Here is a 23,268-nt window from a genome sequence, read left to right as displayed (position 1 = left end):
GCTCGACCTAGCCGCTGGTCACCCCTCGGGCACCAGCCAGATCACGCCCGCCGGCGGCAGTTGCACCACCGCCGAGGCGGGGCGGCCGTGCCAGGGCTGCTCGATGGCCACGATCTCGCCGCGGTTGGCCCAGCCGGAGCCGCCGTAGCCCTCGGCGTCGGTGCTGAGGACCTCCCGCCAGCGGCCCGCGCTGGGCAGGCCGATCCGGTAGTCCTGGTGCGGCGTACCGGCGAAGTTGGCCACGCAGGCCAGCACGGAGCCGTCCTGGCCGTGCCGCAGGAAGGACAGCACGTTGCCCGCGGAGTCGTTGGCGTCGATCCAGGAGAAGCCGTCCGGGGAGGTGTCCTGGCTGAACAGGGCGGGGCAGTCCCGGTAGATCCGGTTGAGGTCGCCGACCAGTGTCTGCACCCCGGAGTGCAGGGGGTCGTCCAGCAGGTGCCAGTCCAGGGACCGGGCCTCGGACCACTCGGCGACCTGGCCGAACTCCCCGCCCATGAACAGCAGCTGCTTGCCGGGGTGGGCCCACATGAACGCCAGCAGGGAGCGCAGCCCGGCGGCCTTGTTCCAGTCGTCCCCGGGCATCCTGGTCCACAGCGAGCCCTTGCCGTGCACCACCTCGTCGTGCGACAGCGGCAGCACGAAGTTCTCGGTCCAGGCGTACATCAGCGAGAAGGTCATCTCGTTGTGGTGGTACGACCTGTGCACCGGGTCGTGCCCGAGGTAGCGCAGGGTGTCGTGCATCCAGCCCATGTTCCACTTGAAACCGAAGCCCAGCCCGCCCAGGTGGGTGGGCCGGGTCACACCGGGCCAGGCGGTGGACTCCTCGGCGATCATCATGATGCCGGGGTGCCGCCGGTACACGGTGGCGTTGAGCTCCTGGAGGAACTGCACCGCGTCCAGGTTCTCCCGGCCGCCGTGCACGTTGGGCAGCCACTCGCCGTCCTTGCGGGAGTAGTCCAGGTACAGCATCGAGGCCACCGCGTCCACGCGCAGGCCGTCGACATGGAACTCCTCGATCCAGTACAGGGCGTTGGCGACCAGGAAGTTGCGGACCTCGTTGCGGCCGAAGTCGAACACGTAGGTGCCCCAGTCGGGCTGTTCGCCGCGGCGCGGGTCGGCGTGCTCGTAGAGCGGGCTGCCGTCGAACCGGGCCAGCGCCCACTCGTCGCGCGGGAAGTGCGCGGGCACCCAGTCCACGATCACGCCGATACCGCGCTGGTGCAGGTGGTCGACGAAGTAGCGGAACTCGTCGGGGGAGCCGAAGCGCGGGGTCGGCGCGTAGTAGGAGGTGACCTGGTAGCCCCAGGAACCGGCGAACGGGTGCCCGGCAACCGGGAGCAGTTCCACGTGGGTGAACCCGGTCCGCTCCACGTAGTCGCCGAGCTGCTCGGCCAGTTCGCGGTAGCCAAGGCCCTGCCGCCAGGAACCGATGTGCACCTCGTAGGCACTGACCGGTCGCCGCGACCAGTCCACGGCGTCCCGAGTGGACATCCACTCCTCGTCCGACCAGGTGTAGTCGGGGGTGTGCACCACCGAGGCGGTGGCGGGCGGGACCTCCGCGGCGAAGGCCATCGGGTCGGCCTTCTCGTGCCACCGCCCGTCCTGGCCCAGCAGCCGGAACTTGTACTTGCTGCCCGCGGGCACCTGGGGCAGGAACAGCTCCCACACCCCCGAGGAACCCAGTGAGCGCATCGGGTTCGCGCGGCCGTCCCAGCCGTCGAAGTCACCGCAGACGCGTACCCCGCGCGCGGTCGGCGCCCACACCGCGAACGAGGTGCCCGCCACCGGCCCGCCGGGGGTGTCGTAGCTGCGAACGTGCGCGCCGAGTACCTCCCACAGCCGCTCGTGCCGCCCCTCGCCGATCAGGTGCAGGTCCAGTTCGCCGACCGTGGGCAACCAGCGGTACGGGTCGTCGGCGAGCACCACGTTGCCCTCGCCGTAGTCCACCTCGACCCGGTAGTCACCCGGCTGCTCGGGCACCAGCCCCGCGAACAGCCCGCCGATCACGGCCTTGAGCTCGTAGCGCTGGTCACCCATCAGCACCGACACGCCCTGCGCACCCGGCCGCAGCACGCGCACCACCGTGCCCTCCGGGTGCGGGTGCGCGCCCAGCACGGAGTGCGGGTCGTGGTGCGAGCCCGACAGCAGCCGCGCGACTTCGGCCTCCGCGGGTGCCCAGTTCGTCACGGCTGGTCCTCTCCTCCGGTCATCCTGGCGATGGACGCGAGCGGCACGGCCAGCCACTCGGGTCGGTTCCCGTGCTCGTACGCCACCTCGTACACGGCCTTGTCCAACTCCAGCGCCCGCAACAGGGGAGCCTGTTCGCGGGGATCGGGCGCCACGCCCGCGTACCCGTCGCAGAACGCCTCCCGGTTGCGGTCGCTCCACTCCAGCGCGCGCACCGTGAGCTGGTGGTCGTCCTCCTGACCGACCAGCATCTGGTGCGCAGCGTAGTCGAACGAGCGCAGCATGCCCGCCACGTCGCGCAGCGGCGAGCGCAGGGCGTTGCGCTCGGCCAGCGGGGCCGCGGGCTCGCCCTCGAAGTCGATCAGCACCCAGCCGGTTGGCGAGCGCAGCACCTGGCCCAGGTGCAGGTCCCCGTGGATGTACTGCACCTGCACGCGGGTGCCCTCGGCGCGGGCCTGCTCGAAGGCCGCGCGCAGGGCCTGCTCGTGCTTGTCCAGTTCGGGCACCTCGGCCAGCACCCCGTCCAGCCTGCGGTGCATGGCGTCCACCGCCTCGTGCAGCCGCCGCTCGTCCTCGCGGTCCTCGCCCAGTGCACGCCGCAGGTCCGCGTGCACCTCGCCGACCGCCTGCCCGAGCCGGTACGCCTCGCCGGCGAAGTCCCCGCCGACCTCCTCGGCGTGCAGGTCGCCCTCGGCCATCAGGTCCCGCACGCTCGCGGTGGCCATGGCCCAGCCCTCGGCCGCCGCGGGCAGGAACTCCTGCATGATGCCCAGCACCACGAAGCCGTCGGTGACCACGCCCAGCGGGCGCGCGATGTGCTTGGAGCCCACCGAGTACAGGGCCCGGTGCAGTTGCAGGTCGGGGTTGGGCCCGGCGACCACCCTGCGGAACAGCTTGAGGATGTACCGGTTGCCGAACACCAGCGAGGTGTTGGACTGCTCCACGCCCACCGGCCGCCCGCGCAGTTCGGGGTCGAGCCCCGCGTCGCCCTCCGGCGCGAAGTGGATGCCGCCCACCCAGCTGTCCTCGGCGATCAGCCCCAGCAGGTGGGAGGTCAGCTCGGAGTCGAAGGCCGCCTCGTAGCAGACCTGCCCGTTCAGCACGCCGATCCGTGCGTGCTCCAGGTGCTCGGGCAGTTCGGTGCGCAGGCCGATCAGCAGCTGGTAGTCCTCGCCGTCGGCCACGGACACCACGACGTGCACTAATCCAGGCTCGCCCTCGACCAGCGTCACCACCTGCTTGGTGGTGACCGCGCCGACGGCCCGGTTCTTGGCGCCGAACCAGCGCTGGCCGGGCAGCCACTCGCGCAGCCGCTCGTGCAACTGGCTCAGGTCGGTCACGGTGCCTCGCCGCCTTCCGTCGTCGCCAGCAACTGGAACCAGTAGAACCCGTGCCCCGGCAGGGTGAGCAGGTAGGACAGCTCACCGATGGGCGGGAAGTGCACCCCGCCGGTCAGCTCCACCGGGGTGTACCCGTGGAACTCCGACAGGTCCAGCTCCACCGGCTGCGGGAACCGGGACAGGTTGTTCACGCAGAGCAGCACGTCGTCCTGCCAGCGCCGCTGGAAGGCCAGCACGCTCGGGTTGGACGAGCCCAGTTCGGTGAAGTCGCCGAAGCCGAACGCCCTGTGCTCGGTGCGGACCTCCAGCATGCGGCGCGTCCAGTTCAGCAGCGAGGAGGAGTTGTTGATCTGCGCCTCCACGTTGACGCCCTGGTAGCCGTAGGTGGCGTCGGCGATCACCGGCAGGTAGATCCGGTTCGGGTCGCAGCGCGAGAAGCCCGCGTTGCGGTCGGGGGTCCACTGCATCGGGGTGCGGACCGCGTCCCGGTCACCGAGCCAGATGTTGTCGCCCATGCCGATCTCGTCGCCGTAGTACAGCACCGGCGAGCCCGGCAGGCTCAACAGCATGGCGGTGAACAGCTCCTGCTGGTTGCGGTCGTTGTCCAGCAGCGGGGCCAGTCGTCGCCTGATGCCGATGTTGGCCTTCATGCGCGGGTCCTTGGCGTACTCCGCGTACATGTAGTCCCGCTCCTCGTCGGTGACCATCTCCAACGTGAGCTCGTCGTGGTTGCGCAGGAAGATCCCCCACTGGCAGCCCTCGGGGATCTTCGGGGTCTGCGCCAGGATCTCCGAGATCGGGAACCGCGACTCCCGCCGCACCGCCATGAAGATGCGTGGCATCAACGGGAAGTGGAAGGCCATGTGGCACTCGTCCCCACCAACACCGGCGTCCCCGAAGTACTCCACCACGTCGGCGGGCCACTGGTTGGCCTCGGCCAGCAGCACCCGGCCCGGGTACTCCACGTCCACGACCTTGCGGCAGCGCTTGAGGAACTCGTGCGTGCGCGGCAGGTTCTCGCAGTTGGTGCCCTCCTCCTCGAACAGGTAGGGCACCGCGTCCAGCCGGAACCCGTCGATGCCCAGGTCCAGCCAGAACCGCAGCACGTCGACCATGGCTTCCTGGACTTCGGGGTTCTCGTAGTTCAGGTCGGGCTGGTGGGAGAAGAACCGGTGCCAGTAGAACTGCCCGCGCACCGGGTCGTAGGTCCAGTTCGAACTCTCGGTGTCCACGAAGATGATGCGCGCGTCCGGGTAGCCCGCGTCGCTGTCGCTCCACACGTAGTAGTCCCCGTAGGGGCCGGTGGGATCGCTGCGCGACTGCTGGAACCAGGAGTGCGCGTCCGAGGTGTGGTTGAGCACCAGGTCGGTGATCACCCGGATGCCCCTGCGGTGCGCCTGGTCGAGCAGGTACACGAAGTCGTCCACGGTGCCGAACTCGGGCAGCACGTTGCGGAAGTCGCTGATGTCGTAGCCGCCGTCGCGCAGCGGCGAGGCGTAGAACGGGGGCAGCCAGAGGCAGTCCACCCCGAGCCACTCCAGGTAGTCCAGTTTGGACGCCAGCCCGCGCAGATCACCGGTGCCGTCCCCGTTGGAGTCGGCGAAGGCCCGCACCAACACCTCGTAGAAGACGGCACTCTTGTACCACTCGGGCTCCCGCGGTGCCAGCACCGCGTGGGCGAACTCGTCGGCCTGGGGTTCGACGAGGTGGCCGTCCTCGGTGAAGCCTTCGCCGCCTTGCGGGTCGTCCGGCATCCACGCCACCACCCTTCGTGATCGGTCGGCAAGTAGGCCCTGGGTACCCAGGGCTGCCGTTGGTTATCCGGATTGCTGCTTACTTGCGAAGGATGCTGATGACGTGCGCGACGGCACGCCACGGTTCCAGGCGCACGAAGTTGGCCTGGCCCCAGTCCCAGGTGTCGCCGGTGACCTCGTCGTGCGCCACGCAGCGCTCGTGCCAGTCCATGCCCAACTCGGGCATCTTCAACCACAGCGTGCCCTGTTGGGCGTTGTGCGGATCGAGGTTGACCACGCATACCACGGTGTCGCCGGAGGCGGGGTCGGTCTTGGAGTACGCGATCAACGCGTCGTTGTCCACGTGGTGGAAGTACAGCGTCCGCAGCTGTTGCAGCGCAGGGTGCGCGCGACGCACGTGGTTCAGCTTGCGCAGCCACGGTTCCAGCGAACGGCCGTCCGCCATCGCGGTGGACCAGTCGCGGGGACGCAGCTGGTACTTCTCCGAGTCCAGGTACTCCTCGCTGCCCTCGCGCACGGCCTCGTGCTCGAACAGCTCGAAACCCGAGTACACGCCCCAGGTCGGCGCCAGGGTCGCGGCCAGGGCCGCGCGCACCGAGAACATCGCGGGCCCGCCGTGTTGCAGGGATTCGTGCAGGATGTCCGGGGTGTTCACGAACAGGTTCGGCCGCGCCTCGTCCACGTGCGCCAGGTGGTCGACCATGAAGTCGATCAGTTCCTGCTTGCCGGTGCGCCAGGTGAAGTAGGTGTAGGACTGGGTGAAGCCCAGCTTGGCCAGGCCGTACATGCGCGCGGGCCGGGTGAAGGCCTCGGCAAGGAACAGCACGTCCGGGTGGGTCCGCTTGACCTCCCAGATCAGCCAGTGCCAGAAGTCCGGCGGCTTGGTGTGCGGGTTGTCCACCCGGAAGATCCGCACCCCGCGCTCCACCCAGAACAGCACCACCCGCAGCACCTCCGCGTACAGCGACTGCGGGGCGTTGTCGAAGTTCAGCGGGTAGATGTCCTGGTACTTCTTGGGCGGGTTCTCCGCGTACGCGATCGTGCCGTCGGGCAGGGTGGTGAACCACTCCGGGTGCTCGGCCACCCACGGGTGGTCCGGCGCGCACTGCAGTGCCAGGTCCAACGCGATCTCGATGTTGAGCTGCTGCGCCCGGTCCACGAAGGCCTTGAAGTCCTCCATGGACCCCAGCTCCGGGGCGATCGCGTCGTGCCCGCCCTCGGCGGCGCCGATCGCCCACGGGGACCCGGTGTCCTCCGGCCCGGCGACCAGGGTGTTGTTGGGGCCCTTGCGGTTCACCCGCCCAATGGGGTGGATCGGCGGCAGGTAGGCCACGTCGAAGCCCATCGCCGCGACCCGGTCCAGCTCGCGCGCGGCCGTCACGAAGGTGCCGTGCACCGCCTTGCCCGACTCGTCCCAGCCACCGGTGGACCGCGGGAAGAACTCGTACCAGGAACCGTAGGCCGCGCGCGGGCGGTCCACCCACACCTTGTGCGCCTTGCCCTTGGTCACCAGCTCCCGCACCGGGAACTCGTGCATGATCCGCCGCACGTCCTCGCTCAGCGCGGCGGCCACCCGCTCCGGCAGGGGCCGCCCGGTGTCGCGCAGCGCCGCCGCGGCCTCCACCAGCTGCCCGCGCGCGGAGCGCCGGTCCGGCCGCTTGCCGACCCGCTCCACCAGGCGCGCGCCCAGCTCCAGGTCGTTGGCCAGCTCCGCGGCGCCCTGACCGGCGCCCAGCTTGGCCTCGACCGCGTGCAGCCAGGTGGCCCACGGGTCGCTCCAGGCGTCCACCCGGAAGGTCCACATGCCCTCGGCGTCGGGCACCAGGGTGGCCGCGAACCCGTCCAGGCCGCCGTCCTGCGGCACCATGCGGGTCTGCCGCGCGGTCCGGTCGTACGGGCCCTTCCAGGACACGGTCGCGGCGACGGCGTCGTGGCCCTCGCGCCACACGGTCGCGTGCACCGGGACGTGTTCACCGACGACTGCTTTGCTCGGGTAACGCCCGCAACTCACAGTAGGCGTTACATCGTCGATGCCCAACCGTCCACTCATGCCGCCCCACGCCCCTAGGTCGCCGCCACCCGCTCAATAGTGTGCCTTGCTCGATCCAGCTCTAAACCACCGGGTTGCGGTTGTTTCGTGACTCTCCGTTGACTACCGTGACCTTGCAAACTTTTGCGGAATTCCCTGACAACATTGCAGGGGGTGCGGGGGCGGCGGCTAGTGTCACCGGCCGTGAGAGCTCTACGCCGCTTCACCGTCCGAGCCAGCCTGCCCGAGCCGCTGTCCGCCCTCGGCCAGCTCGCCACGAACCTGCGTTGGACCTGGCACCCACCCACGCAGGAGCTGTTCGCGGCGGTCGACGCCCAGGCGTGGGAGCAGGCCGGCAACGACCCGCTGCGCCTGCTGCGCGACGTGCCCGCCGCCCACCTGGAGCGCCTCGCCGCCGACGAGTCCTTCCTCACCAGGACCAGAGCCGTCGCCGAGGACCTGAACCGCTACCTGACCGAGCCGCGCTGGTACCAGCGCCGCCAGCAGGACGCCGACCAGACCAGACTGCCCGCCTCCATCGGCTACTTCTCCATGGAGTTCGGCGTCACCGAGGCCCTGCCGAACTACTCCGGCGGCCTGGGCGTGCTGGCCGGTGACCACCTCAAGGCCGCCTCCGACCTGGGCGTGCCGCTGATCGGTGTCGGCCTGCTCTACCGCTCCGGCTACTTCCGCCAGTCGCTGTCCCTGGACGGCTGGCAGGTGGAGCACTACCCGGTGCTGGACCCGCGTGGGCTGCCGCTGGAGCTGCTGACCGAGCCCAGTGGTGCGCCGATCCTGGTGCACGTGGCGCTGCCCGGCGGGCGGGTGCTGCGCGCGCGGATCTGGAAGGCGCAGGTCGGCCGGGTGCCCCTGCTGCTGCTGGACTCCAACGTGGAGGACAACGACCCGGACCTGCGCGGGGTCACCGACCGGCTCTACGGCGGGGACCAGGACCACCGAATCCAGCAGGAGATCCTGGCCGGGATCGGCGGGGTGCGCGCGGTTCGGGTGTACTGCGAGCTGACCGGCACCGCCCAGCCCGGGGTGTTCCACACCAACGAGGGCCACGCGGGTTTCCTCGGCCTGGAGCGGATCCGCGAGCTGATCACCGGCGACGGCCTGGACTTCGACGAGGCGCTGGCGGCGGTCCGCGCGGGCACCGTGTTCACCACGCACACCCCCGTGCCCGCCGGTATCGACCGGTTCCCGGTGGACCTGGTGCAGCACTACTTCGGCGGGGAGCAGCTGCTGCCCGGCGTGCCGATCCAGCGCGTGCTGGCCCTGGGGGCCGAGGAGAACCCGGGCCTGTTCAACATGGCGCACATGGGATTGCGCCTCGCCCAGCGCGCCAACGGGGTGTCCCGGCTGCACGGCGAGGTCAGCCGCGGCATGTTCGGCGGGCTGTGGCAGGGCTTCGACGCACGCGAGGTGCCGATCGGCTCGGTCACCAACGGGGTGCACGGCCCGACCTGGGCCGCTGGCGAGATGAGCAAGCTGCTCGGCGGCAGCGAGGCCGACACGGGCACCGGGCCGCTGACCTTCGAGCCGGTGACCGACTCCCTGCTGTGGGAGCTGCGCTGCGGGCTGCGCGGCAAGCTGGTGGACGAGGTGCGCCGCCGCGTGCGGGTGGCCTGGTTGCAGCGCGGTGCCTCGGCGCTGGAGCTGGGCTGGACCGACTCGGTGTTCGACCCGGACGTGCTCACCGTGGGCTTCGCCCGCCGGGTGCCCACCTACAAGCGGCTCACGCTGATGCTGCGCGACCCGGAGCGGCTGCGCGCGCTGCTGCTGCACCCGGAGCGCCCGGTGCAGCTGGTGGTCGCGGGCAAGTCGCACCCGGCCGACGACGGCGGCAAGGCGCTGATCCAGCAGATCGTGCGCTTCGCCGACGACGCGGGCGTGCGCCACCGCATCGTGTTCCTGCCGGACTACGACATGTCCATGGCCCGGTACCTGTACTGGGGCTGCGACGTGTGGCTGAACAACCCGATGCGCCCGCTGGAGGCCTGCGGCACCTCGGGCATGAAGGCCGCGCTCAACGGCGGCCTGAACCTGTCCATCCGGGACGGTTGGTGGGACGAGTTCTACGACGGCAGCAACGGCTGGGCCATCCCGACCGCGGACGGGGTCGCCGACCCCAACCGCCGGGACGACCTGGAGGCCGCCGCCCTGTACGAGCTGCTCAACCAGCAGGTGGCCCCGCTGTTCTACGACCGGGGCGCGGACGGGGTGCCGACCCGCTGGATGGCCATGGTGCGGCACACCCTGGCCTCGATGGGCCCGAACCTCCAGGCATCCCGCATGGTCCGCGAGTACGTGGAGAACTACTACGCGCCCGCGGGCCGCTCGGCCGGTTCGGTGCGGGAGAACTCCTTCCAGGGCGCCAAGGAGCTGGCGGTGTACCGCGCGCGGATCCGCGCCGCCTGGAACCGGGTGCACGTGGTGGACACCGACATGTCGGTCAACGGGGCACAGGCCCCGGTGGTCGGCCACCCGGTGACCGTGCGGGCGCGGGTGGACCTGAACGGGTTGACCCCGGCCGATGTCGATGTGCAGGCAGTGATCGGTCGTGTCGCTGATTCCGGTGAACTGTCCGAGGTGGTCACCGAATCCATGCGGGTGGACGGTGACGGTTCGTATGTGGCGGAAATGCCGCTGCCGCACGTCGGCTCGGTCGGCTACACGGTTCGCGTGCTGCCCAAGCACGAGCTCCTGGCCACCCCCGCCGAGCTCGGTCGCGTGATCCTGGCCGGATGACCAGGCGCGAGGGGCCCTCGTTCACGAGGGCTCCTCGCGTTCTAACAGGTGAATCGTAGATCTCGTCGCGCGGTGCCGTTCCGTACGTGCTTACCATCCGTCCGGGCCCAGCACAGAAGCGTTCTCGTACAACCCGGCTTCTCACTTCTCCTCACGAGTGTCCTGGTTGTAGCACTGACGAGAGGACACGATTCATGCTCAAGAAACTGCTGGTCTGCGTGCCGATAGTCGCGGTGCTCGCGGCGACCGGGCTGTCCGCCTCGGCCTCGGCGACCCCCGCGCCCGCAGCTGTCGCAGCGACCGCCAAGGCGGACTGCACCAAGGACACGCCCGAGGTCAAGGCCCTGCTCACCTCTTTGGACGGGCTCAAGGCCGCGCTGCTGCCCGAACCGAACGCGGACAAGGTCCGCGACGCGACGGGTGACGTCATCATGAAGGTCATGGCCCTGCAGAAGGCGGGCTGCCTGCCCCCGTTGCCCGGCACGGCGGTCAAGGCCGACCCGAGCGCCTGCCTCAACGCCGTGGTGAACGCCATGTCCAGCCTGTTCGGCGTGCTGGCCGCCGCGATCAAGACCCCGCCGGACCCGGCCGCCATCACCACCGCCATGGCCGCGCTGGGCAAGGCCATCACCGCGATCAACACCGCCAAGTGCCTGCCGTTCGACCTGCCGGTCCCCGGTGGCGGCACCCCGCCGATCCCGGCCCCGCCCGGCGGCCTGCCGCCGATCCCCGGCACCTGATCCCGCCCACTCGACTCGCTGACGCCGCGCGGCCACAGACCGCGCGGCGTCAGCGTGTGTTCGGGGTTTGTTGGGGCGTGTCGGGGCGCTTTGTTGGCTCGTCTCGGGTTAGCGCGCGTTCGTGTTTGCTGGTGCTTGGTTGGCTGCCGGTGTGTGTCCGGGCGTTTCGCTGTCTCGTCTCGGGTCTGCGCGTGTCCGTGTTCGCCGGTGCCTGGCTGCCCGCCGGTGCGTGTCCAGCAGCCTTGCTGTCCCGCCTCAAGTCAGCACACGTCCAGGCGCTCCCGGGTGCCCACGACCCTCGGCCACCACGGCGCCAACCGCTCCGCCTCCGCGAGCACGCTGCGCGCCTTGGCGTTGTCCCCGGCCACCATGTGCGCCCGCGCCAGCGTGGCCAGGTCATCGGCCCGGCCCACCACGTCCTCGCCCAGGTAGGCCGCCTTCGTGGCCAGGGTGATCGCCGACTCGGTGTCCTGCTCCAGCAACGCGAGCAAGGCCTTGGTGCCGTTCAACTTGTGGGCCGGGTACCCCAGCTGTTCCGCGTCGGCCATCGACTGCCGCGTGGTGTGCAGGCCCAGTTCGCGGTCCAGCTGCCCGGCCTCCACCGCTGCCGCCGCCAGCCCCGCCAGCCCCGCCATCATCAACGTGAAGTCGCGCTGCTCCACGCCTTCCGCGCGCATCATGCCCAGCACCAGTTGCATGGCCGGGCCGTACTCCCCGCGCGCCTCCATGATGATCACCCGGGCGAAGACCGCCGACTGCAGAGCCGGGTACCGCTCGCCCAACTCCCGCGCGACCTGTTCGGCCGCCGCCATGTCACCGGCCCGCACCGCCGCGCTGGCCTCGGACACCAGCGGGGCCGCGTCCAGCTCCGCCGCCTCCCTGCCCGCCAGCCGGAGGTAGTTGGCCAGGATCCAGCCCGTCGAGGTCATCGACACGGTCCGCCTGGGCCACAGGGACATGCCCACCGCCGCCGTGGCGCCGAGCGCCGCGCCGTGCCAGAACGGGCCGTCGCCCAGCACCGCCAGCAGCACGCAGGCGGCCAGCCCACACAGTGCCGACACCAGCGAGGTCGCCCACAGCCGGGGTCGCACCGGGGCGCGGCCCGGGCCGACCGTCACCGACAGCATCACCGGCAGGCGGCGCAGCGTGACCGTGCGCGCGCCCAGCTTCCAGTCGCGGACCCGGCCGCCGACCCCGACCACCACGCGCGACACCCGCGCGCCCAGGGCCAGGCCGCCCGCCAGCACACCCAGTTGCAGCACCGCGAAGCCGATCAACGCGCCCGCCACGGCCCCACCGGCCCCGACCAGCGCGCCGACCGGATCGCGCTCGACCAGCACCACGGCGAGCAGCACGGCAAGGGGCAGCAGCACGGAGGGACGCACGATCTGCAGACGCTAGCGGCGCCGCCCCGGTTCCAACCGGGCGAGTGCCCACATTGCGCCGCCCACCCCCGGCGAGTCCCGTTCTGGGGCGCGCGAGTCCCGGTCTGCGGCTTGCAGGTCCCGGCGACAGGCGCGTGAGTCCCGGCCTGCGGCGGGCGAGTCCCGGCGACAGGTTGGCGAGTCCCGTTCTGGGGTGGGTGAGTCCCGGTCACCGGCGTGTGAGCCCCGGTGACTGGCGCGTGAGTCCCGGTCTCGAACGGCCCTAGTCCCGGCCACCGGTCTGCGAGTTCCGGTCGCCCGGAACTCGACCTCGCCCGCCGCGTCGTGTCATGAAGGTGCCGTTCCGGGCGTTGGGCGTCGCGAAGGGCACCTTCATGACGCTGCCGGGCCGTGCTGCGAAAGTGCCGTTCGCTGCGTTGAGCGCAGTGAAAGCCACCTTCGCGGCGGTCGGGGCGGGCTCGCAATGACGCGATGGAGCGGCGCTCCGGACGCGCCGTTACGGCACTGCGGGGCGGCCGCCGGGGTGGACGGGTAGGCCGGCGGCGGCCCAGGCGCGGAAGCCGCCGATCAGGTCGGTGGCCAGCGGCAGGCCCACGCGCTGGAGGTCGCGCGCGGCGAGGCTGGAGGCGTAGCCCTCGTTGCAGACCACCACGACCCGGCTCCGCGCGGTGAACCCGGGCAGCCGGTGCTCGCCGTTCGGATCCAGCCGCCACTCCAGGTGGATCCGCTCCACGGGCACGGAGCCGGGGATCTCGCCCTCGGCGGCGCGGTTGGCGTGCGGCCTGATGTCGATCACGAGTCCACCGGAGCGGCGCAGTTCGTCGGCCTCGTGCGGAGTGACGCGGTTCAGTGAAGTCCTTGCCTCGGCGAGAAATTCCTCGACTCCGCTCATGCCCGCACCTCGCTGGCGCTCGGTGCACGCCTTCGCGCGCACGCCGTGCTCGATGATTCGCTCGCAAGCTCGCTCATCGCACGTCCTCCAGGCCGCGGTACTCGCGGGTGGGCAGCAGCGGCGGCGAGTAGGCGTGCACGGTGGCCGCAGGTGCCTGGTCCAGGTTGCGCACCTGGTGCGCCCGCCCGCCACCGAAGGCCACGCTGTGACCCACCGGCAGGCGGTTGGAGCGGATCGGGCCGCCGGGGTAGCGGTAGTCCTCGCTGACAATCCCGCGCAGCACGGTGAACGAGCCCGCGGCCCCGCCGTGGTCGTGCGGCGGCGTGCCCTGGCCGGGCAGCCAGGACAGCAGCCACAGCTCCACCCCGCCGGTCAGCGCGAGCCGCGCCCACCAGCGTTGGGGCTCGGTGTAGTCGAGCACGCCCAGCAGGGAGGTGGTCAGCTCACTGGCCACGGTCCTGGTGAGGTCACGCAGCTGTCGTGGAGTCCACAGTGGACGTTCGGGGAAGATCAGGTCGCGCAGCAGGGGCTGGTCGAGTTCGGGGTGGACGTCGAGTTGGATGGCCGTGGTCAAGGTATCGCCTCCTGGTGTCCTGTGCCGGAAGTCAGCCGTTTCGGGCGCGACACAGGGCCAGGGACCGGCCACCAGTGGTGCCGGGGGTGCTCAGCCGCCGCGTCGCGACCGGGTACAGGCGCACGAGGACACCAGGGCCAGGTCGATCACCCGGTCCCGCCAGGTGAGCAGCGGTCGGAGCACATCTTGATCGTGCCACAGCGCGGGCCCGCGCAGCAGGATCCGCTCGGGGCCTCTCACAGGGTGAGTTCGCCTCGGTGACCGAGGTTTTCGCGGCTCAGCCCCTCGCCTGCCAGCTGCGGTGCCGCGCCCCGAGCTCGCGCGCCGCCTTGGCCACCACCCGGTCCCGGTGGTGTGAGCTGACCGCCTCCAACACCTCCCCGGTCCTCGGGTGGTCGCTGCGCCACAGGCTCTCCAGGAAGGACAGCTGCTCGGCCCGCGACCGCTTCTGGGTGACGCTGGACAGCACCCCGGCCGGGCCCACCGAGTCCAGCAGGGCCGCCAGCACGTCCACGTACGCGCGGGCCAACCGGTCCCTGGGCACGTCGGAGGTGTCCAGCGCGTTGTGCTTGATCAGCCACAGCACCGCTGGCCCGTCGTGCGGCCCACCCAGCAGCAGCCGTACCGGCGCGACCACCGCGGGCGCGCCCAGCACGCCACCGGCCACGTCCAGGCCCACGATCACCATGCCGGAGGGCCGGGCGGGCTGGCCCAGCCTGCCGACCAGCTCCCTGGCCACCAGCCGCGGCTCGCGGTCGGCGGCCCAGCGGCGCACGTCCTCGCCCCACTCCTCGGGCGTGGCCGACACCAGGCCGTCGATCAACTCGTCGGCGGTGGCCTGCTCCGGGGCGGGCAGCCGCACCACGAACACGCCGGTGGCCTCGGCCAGCTGCACCGCGATCGGCACCCCGCAGTCGCTCAGCCGCAGCAGCGAGCCGTTGGCCACCACCAGCCCGCAGTCGGCCAGCCCACCCGCCAGCTCGGCGTGCGCCCCGCCGCCGTCCGGGAACAGGTCCAGGTCCACCTGCTGGCCGTGCAGGTACGCGGTGACCAGCGTGATCAGCAGCTCGCCCAGCCCGGCGGCGGCCGGCCCGGTCAGCCCCACGTAGGCGTCCAGCGCCCTGCCCACGGCCACCACGGGGTCGCGCGTGGTCCTGGTCCACGCCGCCACCGGCACCAGCCTGCCCTTGAACCGGCGCACGGCCCCCGCGGCCAGCGCCCACTCCACCAGCCAGCGCAGCCCCTCCGGGTCGGTGCCCAGCGGCTCGGCGTCCCCGGCGGGCAGCCAGCCCCGCGTGGTCAGCTCCCGGCCCCCAGCCCCGCAGAACTCGCGCAGCGCGGTGAACCGCCGCAGGGCGAGCGAGCGGCCCGCCGACTCGTGCTGGGCCCGCTCCCCGGGCATCCGGATCGGCCCGATCGTGCGCGCGGTGGCCTCGGCCACGATGCGCCGCACCACCTCGATCGGCAGCAGCCGCACGCGGTCCAGCAGCTCGTCGGGGCCCGCGGTCGAGCCGGGGCCACGCACGTGTGCCAGCAGGGCACGCACCCTCGGGTCGTCACGGGAGGTGGCCAGGGCCTCCTCGGCGATCACGCTCACCCGGTCGGTCAGCTCGGTGACCGTGGCGCTGTCCTCGGCCAGCAGCCGGTGCGCCCCGAGGAAGGCCATCATCGCCCCGGCCACCGCGATGGCGTCGCTGCACAGCAGCAGCGGCAGGGACAGCGCCACCGGCAGCCGGACGCGCAGGTACTCGTCCAGGTCCTCGACCGTCCACAGGAACAGGTTGGTGTCCCTGCGCCGCTTCCACTCCAGCAGCTCGACGGCGTCACCGGCGTGCTTCACCGGCAGGCCCTGCTCGGCGGCCCACGCGGTGAACCGTTCGACGAGCTGGTCGCGCAGGTCGAGGTAGGACCGCTCGTCGTCCGGACCCAGCTGCTGCTGCATGGCGTCAGGGTGTCACAGACCTCCGACAAAGTTCGCCGCGCGTGCTCGCCTGGTCGCTCGCTGTAGCATCTCAGCCTTCTTCGCGGAATTCCCCCATCGCGTGAAGGTTGTGGGGTTGTCAGGCGTCGGAGTACCGGCCCCCGGGACGATGAAGGGACATGGAGCAACGGCCGAGGGTGCGCCCGGACCCGGGTTTCGCGCTGCTCGATCTGTACGAGCAGGCGCTGCCCCAGGTCTACGGCTACCTGCTCGCCCGCTGCCGGGAGCAGGCGCTGGCCGAGGACCTGACCGCTGAGGTCTTCCTCGCGGCGGTGGACGCGTGCCGCCGCGAGCGGCCACCGGAGCTGACCACCGGCTGGCTGGTGACGGTGGCCCGCAACAAGCTGGTGGACCACTGGCGGCGGCTGGAGCGGGAGGCGCGCGGGCTGCGGGTGATCAGCGCGGAGCCCGCCGAGCCGGAGGACCCGTGGGACCGGCGGCTGGACGCGATGCTGGCCCGCGAGGTGCTCGACGAGCTCGGGGCGCACCACCGCGCCGCACTGACCCTGCGCTACCTCGACGGCTTGCCCGTGCCCGAGGTCGCCCACAACCTCGGCCGCACCGTGCACGCCACCGAGGCCCTGCTCGTCCGCGCGCGGACGGCTTTCCGCGCCGCGTACCAGAGCCGAGAGGAGGGCACCCGATGACCGATCCGCTCGACGCGCTGCGCGAACCGCTCGTGCCGGTCGACCCGGACCCGCGCTTCGCCGCGCGCCTGCGTGCCCTGCTCGAACAGGCCCTACTAGGAGGAGCCATGTCCACAACGACCGATTCCGTGCAGGGCGAGGTCGGTTACGCCTCGGTCTGGACCCCCGAGGTCGAACGCGCCGAGGCGTTCTACGGCGCCGTGCTCGGCTGGCGCGTGCAGTCCGGACACCACCAGGTGCTCGGCCTGCGCCAGCACCTCGGCCTCGCCGACGGCCAGAGCTACCACGGCACGTTCCTGAGCCACGGCGTCACCGATCTCGCCGACACCGTGCGCCGGATCCGTGAGGCTGGCGGCACCGCCGAGGAGCCCACCCGCCAGTCGTACGGGCTCAGCGCGCTGTGCGCCGACAGCGAGGGCCTGCCCTTCGCGCTGCACGAGATCGGCCCCAGGCCAGCCGCCGACTCCCAGCCGGGGGAGATCGCGTACCTGACCTACGAGGTGGTCGACTCGGCGCGAGCGCGGGCCTTCTACTCGGCGGTGTTCGGCTGGACGTTCAGCCCGGGGCGGCACGAGGACGGCTGGGGCGTGGACCAGGTGCGGCCGATGACCGGCATGCACGGCGGCCACGACCAGCCCCGCGTGGTGCCGATGTACCACGTGGCCGACATCGCCGAGGCCGTCGCGGCGGTGGACCGGGCGGGCGGGACCGCGGGCGAGGTGTCCCGGCAGCCGTACGGGCTCAGCGCGCTGTGCGCCGACGACCAGGGCACCCCGTTCTACCTCGGCCAGTTCTGAGGCCAGCGCGGGACTCGCGTTCGGCAGCGCGGGACTCGCGCACCTGTGGGCGGGACTCGCGCTCCGGAGAGCGGGACACACCGACGACCCGGCGTGTCCCGTTCGGCGAACCGGCGTGTCCCGTCCAGCCGCGCGCGAGTCCCGCCCAGCCGTGCGCGGAGCGGGGCACGCCGTGCCACCTGGGCAGGTGCCCGGCTAACCGTGGCGGGGGACCCGGAGCAGTAGCGTCGTCCTGCCGGGGACCTGGATGTGCGCGCCGGACGGCAACGGGGATGTGTCGCCGGGCGCGCCATCCGGGGTCCCGGTGTCCAGCACCGGCTCGAACACCGGCCCGTACTCGGCCGAGGGCAGGGTGAAGCCCACCGGGTCGGCGCCCGCGTGCAGCACCAGCAGCCAGGAGTGGTCGGAGACCAGCTCACCGGCCTTGGTGCGGGACAGGCAGTTCGAGCCGTCGATCCACACGCCCAGGGTGCGCCGCGCGTCGTCGAACCAGTCGGTCTCGGCCAGTTCCGTGCCGTCCGGCCGCAGCCACACCAGGTCCGGGTCCCCGCTCTGGGTGATCCGGCCGTCGAAGAACTGCGGCTGGCGCAGCGCGGGCGAGGCGGCGCGGATGCCCACGACCCGCTGGGTGAACGCCCGCAGGTCCCTGGCCGCCTCGGTCAGCGTCCAGTCGACCCAGGACACGGCGTTGTCCTGGCAGTAGGCGTTGTTGTTGCCGCCCTGGGTGCGCCAGGACTCGTCCCCGGCGGTCAGCATGGGCGTACCGGTGGACAGCAGCAGGGTCGCCAGCAGGTTGCGGGCCTGCCGCGCGCGTAAGGCCAGCACGCCCGCGTCCTGGGTCTCGCCCTCGGCCCCGCAGTTCCAGGACCGGTTGTCGTTGGTGCCGTCCCGGTTGTCCTCGCCGTTGTCCTCGTTGTGCTTGTCGTTGTACGACACCAGGTCGCGCAGGGTGAACCCGTCGTGCGCGGTGACGAAGTTGATCGAGGCCCAGGGCCGCCTGCCGTCGTCGGAGTACAGGTCGGAGGAGCCCGACAGCCGGTACGCCAGGTCGCGCACGCCCACCGCCCCGCGCCAGAAGTCCCGGACGGTGTCCCGGTACCGGCCGTTCCACTCCGCCCACTGCACGCCGAACGCGCCGACCCGGTAGCCCTCCCCGGTGGCGTCCCAGGGCTCGGCGATCAGCTTGGCCCGCGACAGCACCGGGTCGCAGGCGATGGCCGTCAGCAGGGCGGCGTTCGGGTCGAACGGGCCCGCGCCCGGCCTGCCCAGCACGCTGGCCAGGTCGAAGCGGAAGCCGTCCACGCCCAGCTCCTGCGACCAGTACCGCAGCGAGTCGGTGACCATCCGCACCACCGTGGGCGAGCCCGCGTCCAGGGTGTTGCCGCAGCCGGTGATGTCCAGGCCGTGCCCGTCCCCGTCCTGCGCGTAGTAGGCGGGCGCGTCCAGCCCGCGGAAGCTCAGCGTGGGCCCCTCGATCCCGGCCTCGCAGGTGTGGTTGAACACCACGTCCACGATCACCTCGATGCCCACCGCGTGCAGCGAGGACACCATGGTCCGGAACTCCTCCACCTCGCGGCCCGGTTCGCTGGCGTAGGCCGCGTGCGGGGCGAAGTAGCCCAGCGGGGAGTAGCCCCAGTAGTTGTGCCTGCCCGCGCGGACCAGCGAGGGCTCGTCCACGAAGGTGTGCACGGGGATCAGCTCCACGGCGGTCACGCCCAGCCGCGCCAGGTGCTCCAGCACGGCGGGGTGGGCCAGCCCCAGGTACGTGCCGCGCTGCCGTTCGGGCACGTCGGGGTGGTTGCGGGTGAAGCCCCGCACGTGCAGCTCGTAGATCACCGACTCCTCGAACGGCACCTCGGGCCGCACCCCGGTGTCGGGACCGCCCGGTGAGGTGACCACCGACAGCGGCACGCTGCCCAGCGAGTCGGTGACCGAGGGCGGGCCGGTCATCGGGTCGCCCTGGTAGCCCAGCGCCGCGTCCAGGTCGGTCAGCCCGCCCGTGATGCGGGTCGCGTACGGGTCCACCAGCAGCTTCGCCGGGTTGTGGCGAAGGCCACGCCCCGGGTCGTACGGGCCGTGCACCCGGTAGCCGTAGCGCTGGCCGGGCAGCACGCCGTGCACCACCCCGTGCCACACGCCGAACGTGCGCTCTGTCAGCTCCACGCGCCGCTCGTCGCCCTCCTGCCCGATCAGGCAGACCTGCACCGCCTCCGCGCCGGAGGAGGCCACCGCGAACCGCACACCTCCTGCCTCCGGGTGCGCTCCCAGCGGGAACGGCCTGCCTGCTAGGACCATGGGATCGGGGACGGGGTTCGTGGACACCCCCGTGATCTTCCAGGAGCCGTGGCCCCGGTGCCAGGCTCACCCAGGCGTGTTGTGAACAATGGGGCGCGTGACCGAGCAGATCAGTGAAGACAGCGATCTTGTCGTGCGGATGGCTGGTGTCACCGTCCGTCGTGGGCGCACCTCGCTGGTGCGGGGCATCGACTGGAGCGTGGAGCTGGACGAACGTTGGGTGGTGCTCGGTCCCAACGGCGCCGGCAAGACCACCCTGCTGCGGCTGGCCGGGGCCGAGCTGCACCCCACCACCGGCACGGTGCACGTGCTGGGGGAGAAGCTGGGGCGCACCGACGTGTTCGAGCTCAGGCCCAGGATCGGCCTGTGCTCCGCGGCGCTGGCCGCCCGCGTGCCGCCGGAGGAGAAGGTCAGCGACGTCGTGGTCAGCGCGGGCTACGGGGTGATCGGCCGCTGGCGCGAGCAGTACGACTCGATGGACATCGGCCGGGCCGAGGAGCTGCTCGCCGCGCTGGGCATCAAGCACCTGGCCGACCGGCTGTTCGGCACGCTCAGTGAGGGCGAGCGCAAGCGAACGCTGATCGCCAGGGCGCTGATGACCGATCCCGAGATGCTGCTGCTGGACGAGCCCGCGGCCGGGCTGGACCTGGGCGGACGCGAGGACCTGGTGGCCCGGCTCTCGGAGTTCGCGCTGGACCCGGACGCCCCGGCGATGGTGCTTGTCACCCACCACGTGGAGGAGATCCCGCCGGGCTTCACCCACGCCCTGCTGCTGCGCGAGGGCGGGGTCGTGGCCCAGGGCCTGATCAGCGACGTGATCACGGCGGAGAACCTGTCCGCCACCTTCGGCCAGGACCTGGAGCTGGACCGGTTCGGTGACCGGTTCTTCGCCAGGCGCCGCACTGGCGCGGTTGCTACTGAGGGGTAACGTTCGTCCTCCCGACCAGTGAAGGGACAGGGCCTTGGGAGAGTTCGTCCGGCTCGAAGTTGAGGGCGGAGTGGGCACCATCCGCTTGGAGCGCCCGCCGATGAACGCGCTGAACATGCAGCTCCAGGAGGAGATCCGGGCCGCGTCGGCGGAGGCGTCCAGCCGGGAGGACGTGCGGGCGGTGATCGTCTACGGCGGCCAGAAGGTGTTCGCGGCAGGCGCGGACATCAAGGAGATGGCCGAGCTGTCCTACACCGAGATCTCGGCGCGGGCCCAGCAGCTGTCCAGCGCGGTGGGCGCCGTGGCCGAGATCCCCAAGCCCACCGTGGCCGCGATCACCGGCTACGCGCTGGGTGGCGGTTTCGAGCTCGCCCTGTGCTGCGACCGGCGGATCGCCGGGGACAACGCCAAGGTGGGGCAGCCGGAGATCCTGCTCGGCATCATCCCCGGCATGGGCGGCACCCAGCGGCTGGCCCGGCTGGTCGGCCCGAGCCGGGCCAAGGACCTGATCTACACCGGCCGGTTCGTGGGCGCCGAGGAGGCGCTGCGCATCGGCATGGTCGACGAGGTGGTCGCCCCCGACGAGGTGTACGCGGCGGCGCGGCGCTGGGCCGAGCAGTTCGTCGGCGCGGCGGGCCGGGCGCTGGCCGCGGCCAAGGCCGCCATCGACGGCGGGCTGGACGGGGACCTGGCCAGCGGCCTCAAGCTGGAGAGCCACCTGTTCTCCGCGCTGTTCGCCACCGAGGACCAGAAGACCGGCATGCGGTCGTTCATCGAGAACGGACCGGGAAAGGCGAACTTCAGTGGCAGGTGACACCCAGGACCCGGCGCCCAACCCGCACGCCACCGCCGAGCAGGTGCAGGCCGCCTGGGACGACCCCAAGCTGGCCAACGTGCTCTACCACGACTGGGAGGCGGGCACCTACGACGAGAAGTGGTCGATCTCCTACGACCAGCGCTGCATCGACTACGCCACCGACCGGTTCCGGCTGGTGGCCGGTGACCGGGACTGGCCCTACGAGCACGCGCTGGAGCTGGGCAGCGGCACGGGCTTCTTCCTGCTGAACCTGATGCAGGGCGGCGTGATCAAGAAGGGCTCGGTCACCGACCTGTCGCCCGGCATGGTGCAGGTGGCCCTGCGCAACGCCGAGAACCTCGGCCTGGACGTGGACGGCCGGGTCGCCGACGCCGAGCGCATCCCGTACGAGGACAACACCTTCGACCTGGTCGTCGGGCACGCGGTGCTGCACCACATCCCCGACGTGGAGGCGGCCATGCGCGAGGTGCTGCGGGTGCTCAAGCCCGGCGGGCGTTTCGTGTTCGCCGGTGAGCCCACCAAGGTCGGCGACTTCTACGCGCGCAAGCTCGGGCAGGTCACGTGGTGGCTGACCACCAACCTGACCAAGGTGCCGCTGCTGAACTCCTGGCGGCGCCCGCAGGAGGAGCTGGACGAGTCCTCGCGTGCCGCGGCCCTGGAGGCCGTGGTGGACCTGCACACCTTCGACCCCGCGGCGCTGGAGGCCACGGCCCGTGCCGCAGGGGCGCAGCAGGTGCGGGCGGTGACCGAGGAGCTGTCGGCGGCCCTGTTCGGCTGGCCGGTGCGCACCTTCGAGGCCGCCGTGCCGAGGGAGAAGCTCGGGTTCGGCTGGGCCATGTTCGCGTACAAGACATGGCAGCGGCTGTCCTGGGTGGACGAGAAGCTGCTGACCGGGGTCATCCCGCGTGAGCTGTTCTACAACGTGCTGGTGACCGGCACCAAGTAGTGGGCTACGAGTTCTCCGCCGCCGACGTCGCGTTCCTGACCTCGGCGGCGGGGCGCGAGGCGCTGGCCGTCGCGGCCGGGTTCGAGCTGAGCCCGGCCTCGCGGCTGGCCGATGTCGCCGCCGCGCGCAAGCTGGTTCCCGAGTATGCCTCGGCTGTGCTGGAAACCGCTGTGCTGCGCCGGAAGTCGCTCGCCAAACTGTCCACTGCGGACGATTGGCTGTTCACCGACGCCGCTTTGCAACAGGCTACGCCCACGCCCGTGGCGCTGCATCGGGCCGAGCGGCTGCGTGACCGCGACGTGCACGACGTGACCTGTTCCATCGGTGCGGACCTGACCGTGCTCGGCCGGGTGGCCCGCCGCTGCATCGGCTCGGACCTGGACCCGATCCGGTTGGCCATGGCGCGGCACAACTGCGCCCGCGCCGGGGTCGACCCGCTGCTGGTCCGCGCCGACGCGCTGCGCCCCGTGTCCACGGCCGGGGTCGTGGTCGCCGACCCGGCCCGCCGGGACGCCTCGGGCAGGCGCAAGTGGCGGGCCGCCGACCTGGTGCCCTCGCTGGACGAGCTGGTCGCGGCGCACCGCGGTCGCGAGCTGGCGGTGAAGTGCGCGCCAGGACTGGACTTCGAGGCCGTGGACTGGGCGCGGGAGATCGAGCTGGTCTCACTGGACGGCCAGGTGCGGGAAGCCTGTCTGTGGACCGGCTCGCTGGCCACCACCCGCAGGCGGGCCACCGTGTTGCGGACCGGATCTCCACAGTGGACGATTACCGAGGAGGAACCCGACGACTGTCCGGTTCGGACGGTCGGTGAGTGGGTGGTGGACCCGGACGGTGCCGTCGTGCGGGCCGGTCTGGTGCGGCACTACGCGGCCAGGCACGGCCTGGGGCAGCTGGACCCGCACATCGCCTACCTCACCGGCGACCGGCCGCCGCCGGGCATCAGGGCATTCCGGGTCGTGGAGCACGGGCACTACACGGAGAAGGCGCTGCGGGCGGTGCTGCGCAGGCACGAGGTCGGGAGGCTGGAGATCCTGGTGCGCGGGCTGGACGTGGACCCGAACACGCTGCGGCCCAGGCTGAAACTGTCCGGTCCCACCGAGGCCACCGTGGTGCTGACCAGGATCGGCCGCACGCCGACCGCGATCCTGTGCCACGCAACCAGGACGGGTGTGGAACGTCCTGAGAACGGGTACTCCTGAGGC

The 23,268-nt window shown here is 71.7% G+C and carries 19 protein-coding genes; 9 read left to right on the top strand and 10 right to left on the bottom strand.

From position 1 onward, the window contains the following. Positions 1 to 18 precede the first annotated feature (18 nt). The 4 genes from glgB to KALB_RS36870 all read right to left on the bottom strand — a co-directional run bounded on the left by glgB (position 19) and on the right by KALB_RS36870 (position 7,331). Positions 19 to 2,187: a 1,4-alpha-glucan branching protein GlgB gene (gene glgB, locus KALB_RS36885; protein ID WP_025360699.1), complete on the bottom strand. Its 2,169-nt coding sequence runs from the start codon at positions 2,185 to 2,187 to the stop codon at positions 19 to 21. Continuing rightward, positions 2,184 to 3,527: a maltokinase N-terminal cap-like domain-containing protein gene (locus KALB_RS48920; RefSeq protein ID WP_025360698.1), complete on the bottom strand. Its 1,344-nt coding sequence runs from the start codon at positions 3,525 to 3,527 to the stop codon at positions 2,184 to 2,186. Before KALB_RS48920 ends, glgB begins: the two co-directional genes overlap by 4 nt. Next, positions 3,524 to 5,281, bottom strand: a complete 1,758-nt coding sequence (gene treS / locus KALB_RS36875; protein ID WP_025360697.1) for a maltose alpha-D-glucosyltransferase — start codon at positions 5,279 to 5,281, stop codon at positions 3,524 to 3,526. The genes KALB_RS48920 and treS overlap by 4 nt, the downstream gene beginning before the upstream one ends. A 79-nt stretch (positions 5,282 to 5,360) precedes the next feature. Beyond that, positions 5,361 to 7,331 (bottom strand): maltotransferase domain-containing protein, encoded by a 1,971-nt coding sequence (locus KALB_RS36870; protein WP_025360696.1) that lies wholly within the window; start codon positions 7,329 to 7,331, stop codon positions 5,361 to 5,363. A 183-nt stretch (positions 7,332 to 7,514) separates the two neighbouring features. Here KALB_RS36870 and glgP point away from each other — a divergent pair, with 183 nt between their 5' ends. Together glgP and KALB_RS36860 are read left to right on the top strand one after the other, a co-directional pair. After that, positions 7,515 to 10,064, top strand: coding sequence for an alpha-glucan family phosphorylase (gene glgP / locus KALB_RS36865; protein ID WP_025360695.1), 2,550 nt, complete (start codon positions 7,515 to 7,517; stop codon positions 10,062 to 10,064). Between the two features lie 194 nt (positions 10,065 to 10,258). Further along, the gene (locus KALB_RS36860; RefSeq protein WP_025360694.1) at positions 10,259 to 10,804 is read left to right on the top strand and encodes a hypothetical protein; all 546 of its coding nucleotides are present in this window, start codon (positions 10,259 to 10,261) and stop codon (positions 10,802 to 10,804) included. Between the two features lie 260 nt (positions 10,805 to 11,064). Here the strand turns inward: KALB_RS36860 and KALB_RS36855 are convergent, their stop codons facing one another. Beyond that, on the bottom strand, positions 11,065 to 12,189 hold the full coding sequence (locus KALB_RS36855; protein WP_148309797.1) for a hypothetical protein: 1,125 nt from the start codon (positions 12,187 to 12,189) through the stop codon (positions 11,065 to 11,067). A 329-nt stretch (positions 12,190 to 12,518) separates the two neighbouring features. On the opposite strand from KALB_RS36855, the gene KALB_RS47950 reads away from it, so the two are divergent. Then, complete coding sequence (locus KALB_RS47950) at positions 12,519 to 12,656, top strand: hypothetical protein (RefSeq protein WP_158510878.1); 138 nt, start codon at positions 12,519 to 12,521, stop codon at positions 12,654 to 12,656. Positions 12,657 to 12,685: 29 nt separating this feature from the next. Here KALB_RS47950 and KALB_RS36850 read toward each other — a convergent pair whose 3' ends face one another. The 4 genes from KALB_RS36850 to KALB_RS36840 all read right to left on the bottom strand — a co-directional run bounded on the left by KALB_RS36850 (position 12,686) and on the right by KALB_RS36840 (position 15,597). Then, a complete protein-coding gene (locus KALB_RS36850) occupies positions 12,686 to 13,081 on the bottom strand; it encodes a rhodanese-like domain-containing protein (protein ID WP_025360692.1) in 396 nt (131 codons plus the stop codon). A gap of 73 nt (positions 13,082 to 13,154) precedes the next feature. Then, positions 13,155 to 13,655: a cysteine dioxygenase gene (locus KALB_RS36845; protein WP_025360691.1), complete on the bottom strand. Its 501-nt coding sequence runs from the start codon at positions 13,653 to 13,655 to the stop codon at positions 13,155 to 13,157. A gap of 90 nt (positions 13,656 to 13,745) precedes the next feature. Further along, entirely contained in the window at positions 13,746 to 13,895 is a 150-nt protein-coding gene (locus tag KALB_RS47945) for a hypothetical protein (RefSeq protein WP_158510877.1), read from the bottom strand. 37 nt (positions 13,896 to 13,932) lie between these two features. Beyond that, entirely contained in the window at positions 13,933 to 15,597 is a 1,665-nt protein-coding gene (locus KALB_RS36840) for a hypothetical protein (protein ID WP_025360690.1), read from the bottom strand. A gap of 158 nt (positions 15,598 to 15,755) precedes the next feature. Here KALB_RS36840 and KALB_RS36835 point away from each other — a divergent pair, with 158 nt between their 5' ends. Together KALB_RS36835 and KALB_RS36830 are read left to right on the top strand one after the other, a co-directional pair. Then, positions 15,756 to 16,283 (top strand): RNA polymerase sigma factor, encoded by a 528-nt coding sequence (locus KALB_RS36835; protein ID WP_025360689.1) that lies wholly within the window; start codon positions 15,756 to 15,758, stop codon positions 16,281 to 16,283. After that, entirely contained in the window at positions 16,280 to 17,080 is an 801-nt protein-coding gene (locus tag KALB_RS36830; RefSeq protein WP_025360688.1) for a VOC family protein, read from the top strand. Before KALB_RS36835 ends, KALB_RS36830 begins: the two co-directional genes overlap by 4 nt. A gap of 195 nt (positions 17,081 to 17,275) precedes the next feature. Here the strand turns inward: KALB_RS36830 and glgX are convergent, their stop codons facing one another. Continuing rightward, a complete protein-coding gene (glgX, locus tag KALB_RS36825; protein ID WP_148310006.1) occupies positions 17,276 to 19,375 on the bottom strand; it encodes a glycogen debranching protein GlgX in 2,100 nt (699 codons plus the stop codon). An 88-nt stretch (positions 19,376 to 19,463) separates the two neighbouring features. Between glgX and KALB_RS36820 the strand changes: the two genes are divergently transcribed. The 4 genes from KALB_RS36820 to KALB_RS36805 are packed head-to-tail and all read left to right on the top strand — an operon-like array spanning position 19,464 to position 23,265. Further along, positions 19,464 to 20,303: an ABC transporter ATP-binding protein gene (locus KALB_RS36820; RefSeq protein ID WP_025360686.1), complete on the top strand. Its 840-nt coding sequence runs from the start codon at positions 19,464 to 19,466 to the stop codon at positions 20,301 to 20,303. Between the two features lie 34 nt (positions 20,304 to 20,337). Beyond that, the gene (locus KALB_RS36815) at positions 20,338 to 21,117 is read left to right on the top strand and encodes an enoyl-CoA hydratase/isomerase family protein (protein WP_025360685.1); all 780 of its coding nucleotides are present in this window, start codon (positions 20,338 to 20,340) and stop codon (positions 21,115 to 21,117) included. Further along, positions 21,107 to 22,066, top strand: a complete 960-nt coding sequence (locus KALB_RS36810) for a class I SAM-dependent methyltransferase (protein WP_025360684.1) — start codon at positions 21,107 to 21,109, stop codon at positions 22,064 to 22,066. Before KALB_RS36815 ends, KALB_RS36810 begins: the two co-directional genes overlap by 11 nt. Then, the gene (locus KALB_RS36805) at positions 22,066 to 23,265 is read left to right on the top strand and encodes a THUMP-like domain-containing protein (protein WP_025360683.1); all 1,200 of its coding nucleotides are present in this window, start codon (positions 22,066 to 22,068) and stop codon (positions 23,263 to 23,265) included. Before KALB_RS36810 ends, KALB_RS36805 begins: the two co-directional genes overlap by 1 nt. Positions 23,266 to 23,268 lie beyond the last annotated feature (3 nt).

Origin of the sequence: Kutzneria viridogrisea DSM 43870, assembly GCF_000525635.1 — a bacterium.
GTDB classification, from domain to species: Bacteria; Actinomycetota; Actinomycetes; order Mycobacteriales; family Pseudonocardiaceae; genus Kutzneria; species Kutzneria viridogrisea.
The sequence above is the reverse complement of the archived record's forward strand: the minus strand, read 5'-3'. Positions and strand labels throughout refer to the sequence as shown.

Excerpts from the sequence above, each read along its gene's own strand:
- KALB_RS36835 (WP_025360689.1), top strand. The coding sequence starts at position 15,756 with ATGGAGCAACGGCCGAGGGTGCGCCCGGACCCGGGTTTCGCGCTGCTC.
- KALB_RS47950 (WP_158510878.1), top strand. The coding sequence starts at position 12,519 with ATGAAGGTGCCGTTCCGGGCGTTGGGCGTCGCGAAGGGCACCTTCATG.
- KALB_RS36870 (WP_025360696.1), bottom strand. The coding sequence starts at position 7,331 with ATGAGTGGACGGTTGGGCATCGACGATGTAACGCCTACTGTGAGTTGC.
- treS (WP_025360697.1), bottom strand. The coding sequence starts at position 5,281 with ATGCCGGACGACCCGCAAGGCGGCGAAGGCTTCACCGAGGACGGCCAC.
- KALB_RS36820 (WP_025360686.1), top strand. The coding sequence starts at position 19,464 with ATGGGGCGCGTGACCGAGCAGATCAGTGAAGACAGCGATCTTGTCGTG.
- glgX (WP_148310006.1), bottom strand. The coding sequence starts at position 19,375 with ATGGTCCTAGCAGGCAGGCCGTTCCCGCTGGGAGCGCACCCGGAGGCA.
- KALB_RS36830 (WP_025360688.1), top strand. The coding sequence starts at position 16,280 with ATGACCGATCCGCTCGACGCGCTGCGCGAACCGCTCGTGCCGGTCGAC.
- KALB_RS36850 (WP_025360692.1), bottom strand. The coding sequence starts at position 13,081 with ATGAGCGGAGTCGAGGAATTTCTCGCCGAGGCAAGGACTTCACTGAAC.
- KALB_RS36840 (WP_025360690.1), bottom strand. The coding sequence starts at position 15,597 with ATGCAGCAGCAGCTGGGTCCGGACGACGAGCGGTCCTACCTCGACCTG.
- KALB_RS36860 (WP_025360694.1), top strand. The coding sequence starts at position 10,259 with ATGCTCAAGAAACTGCTGGTCTGCGTGCCGATAGTCGCGGTGCTCGCG.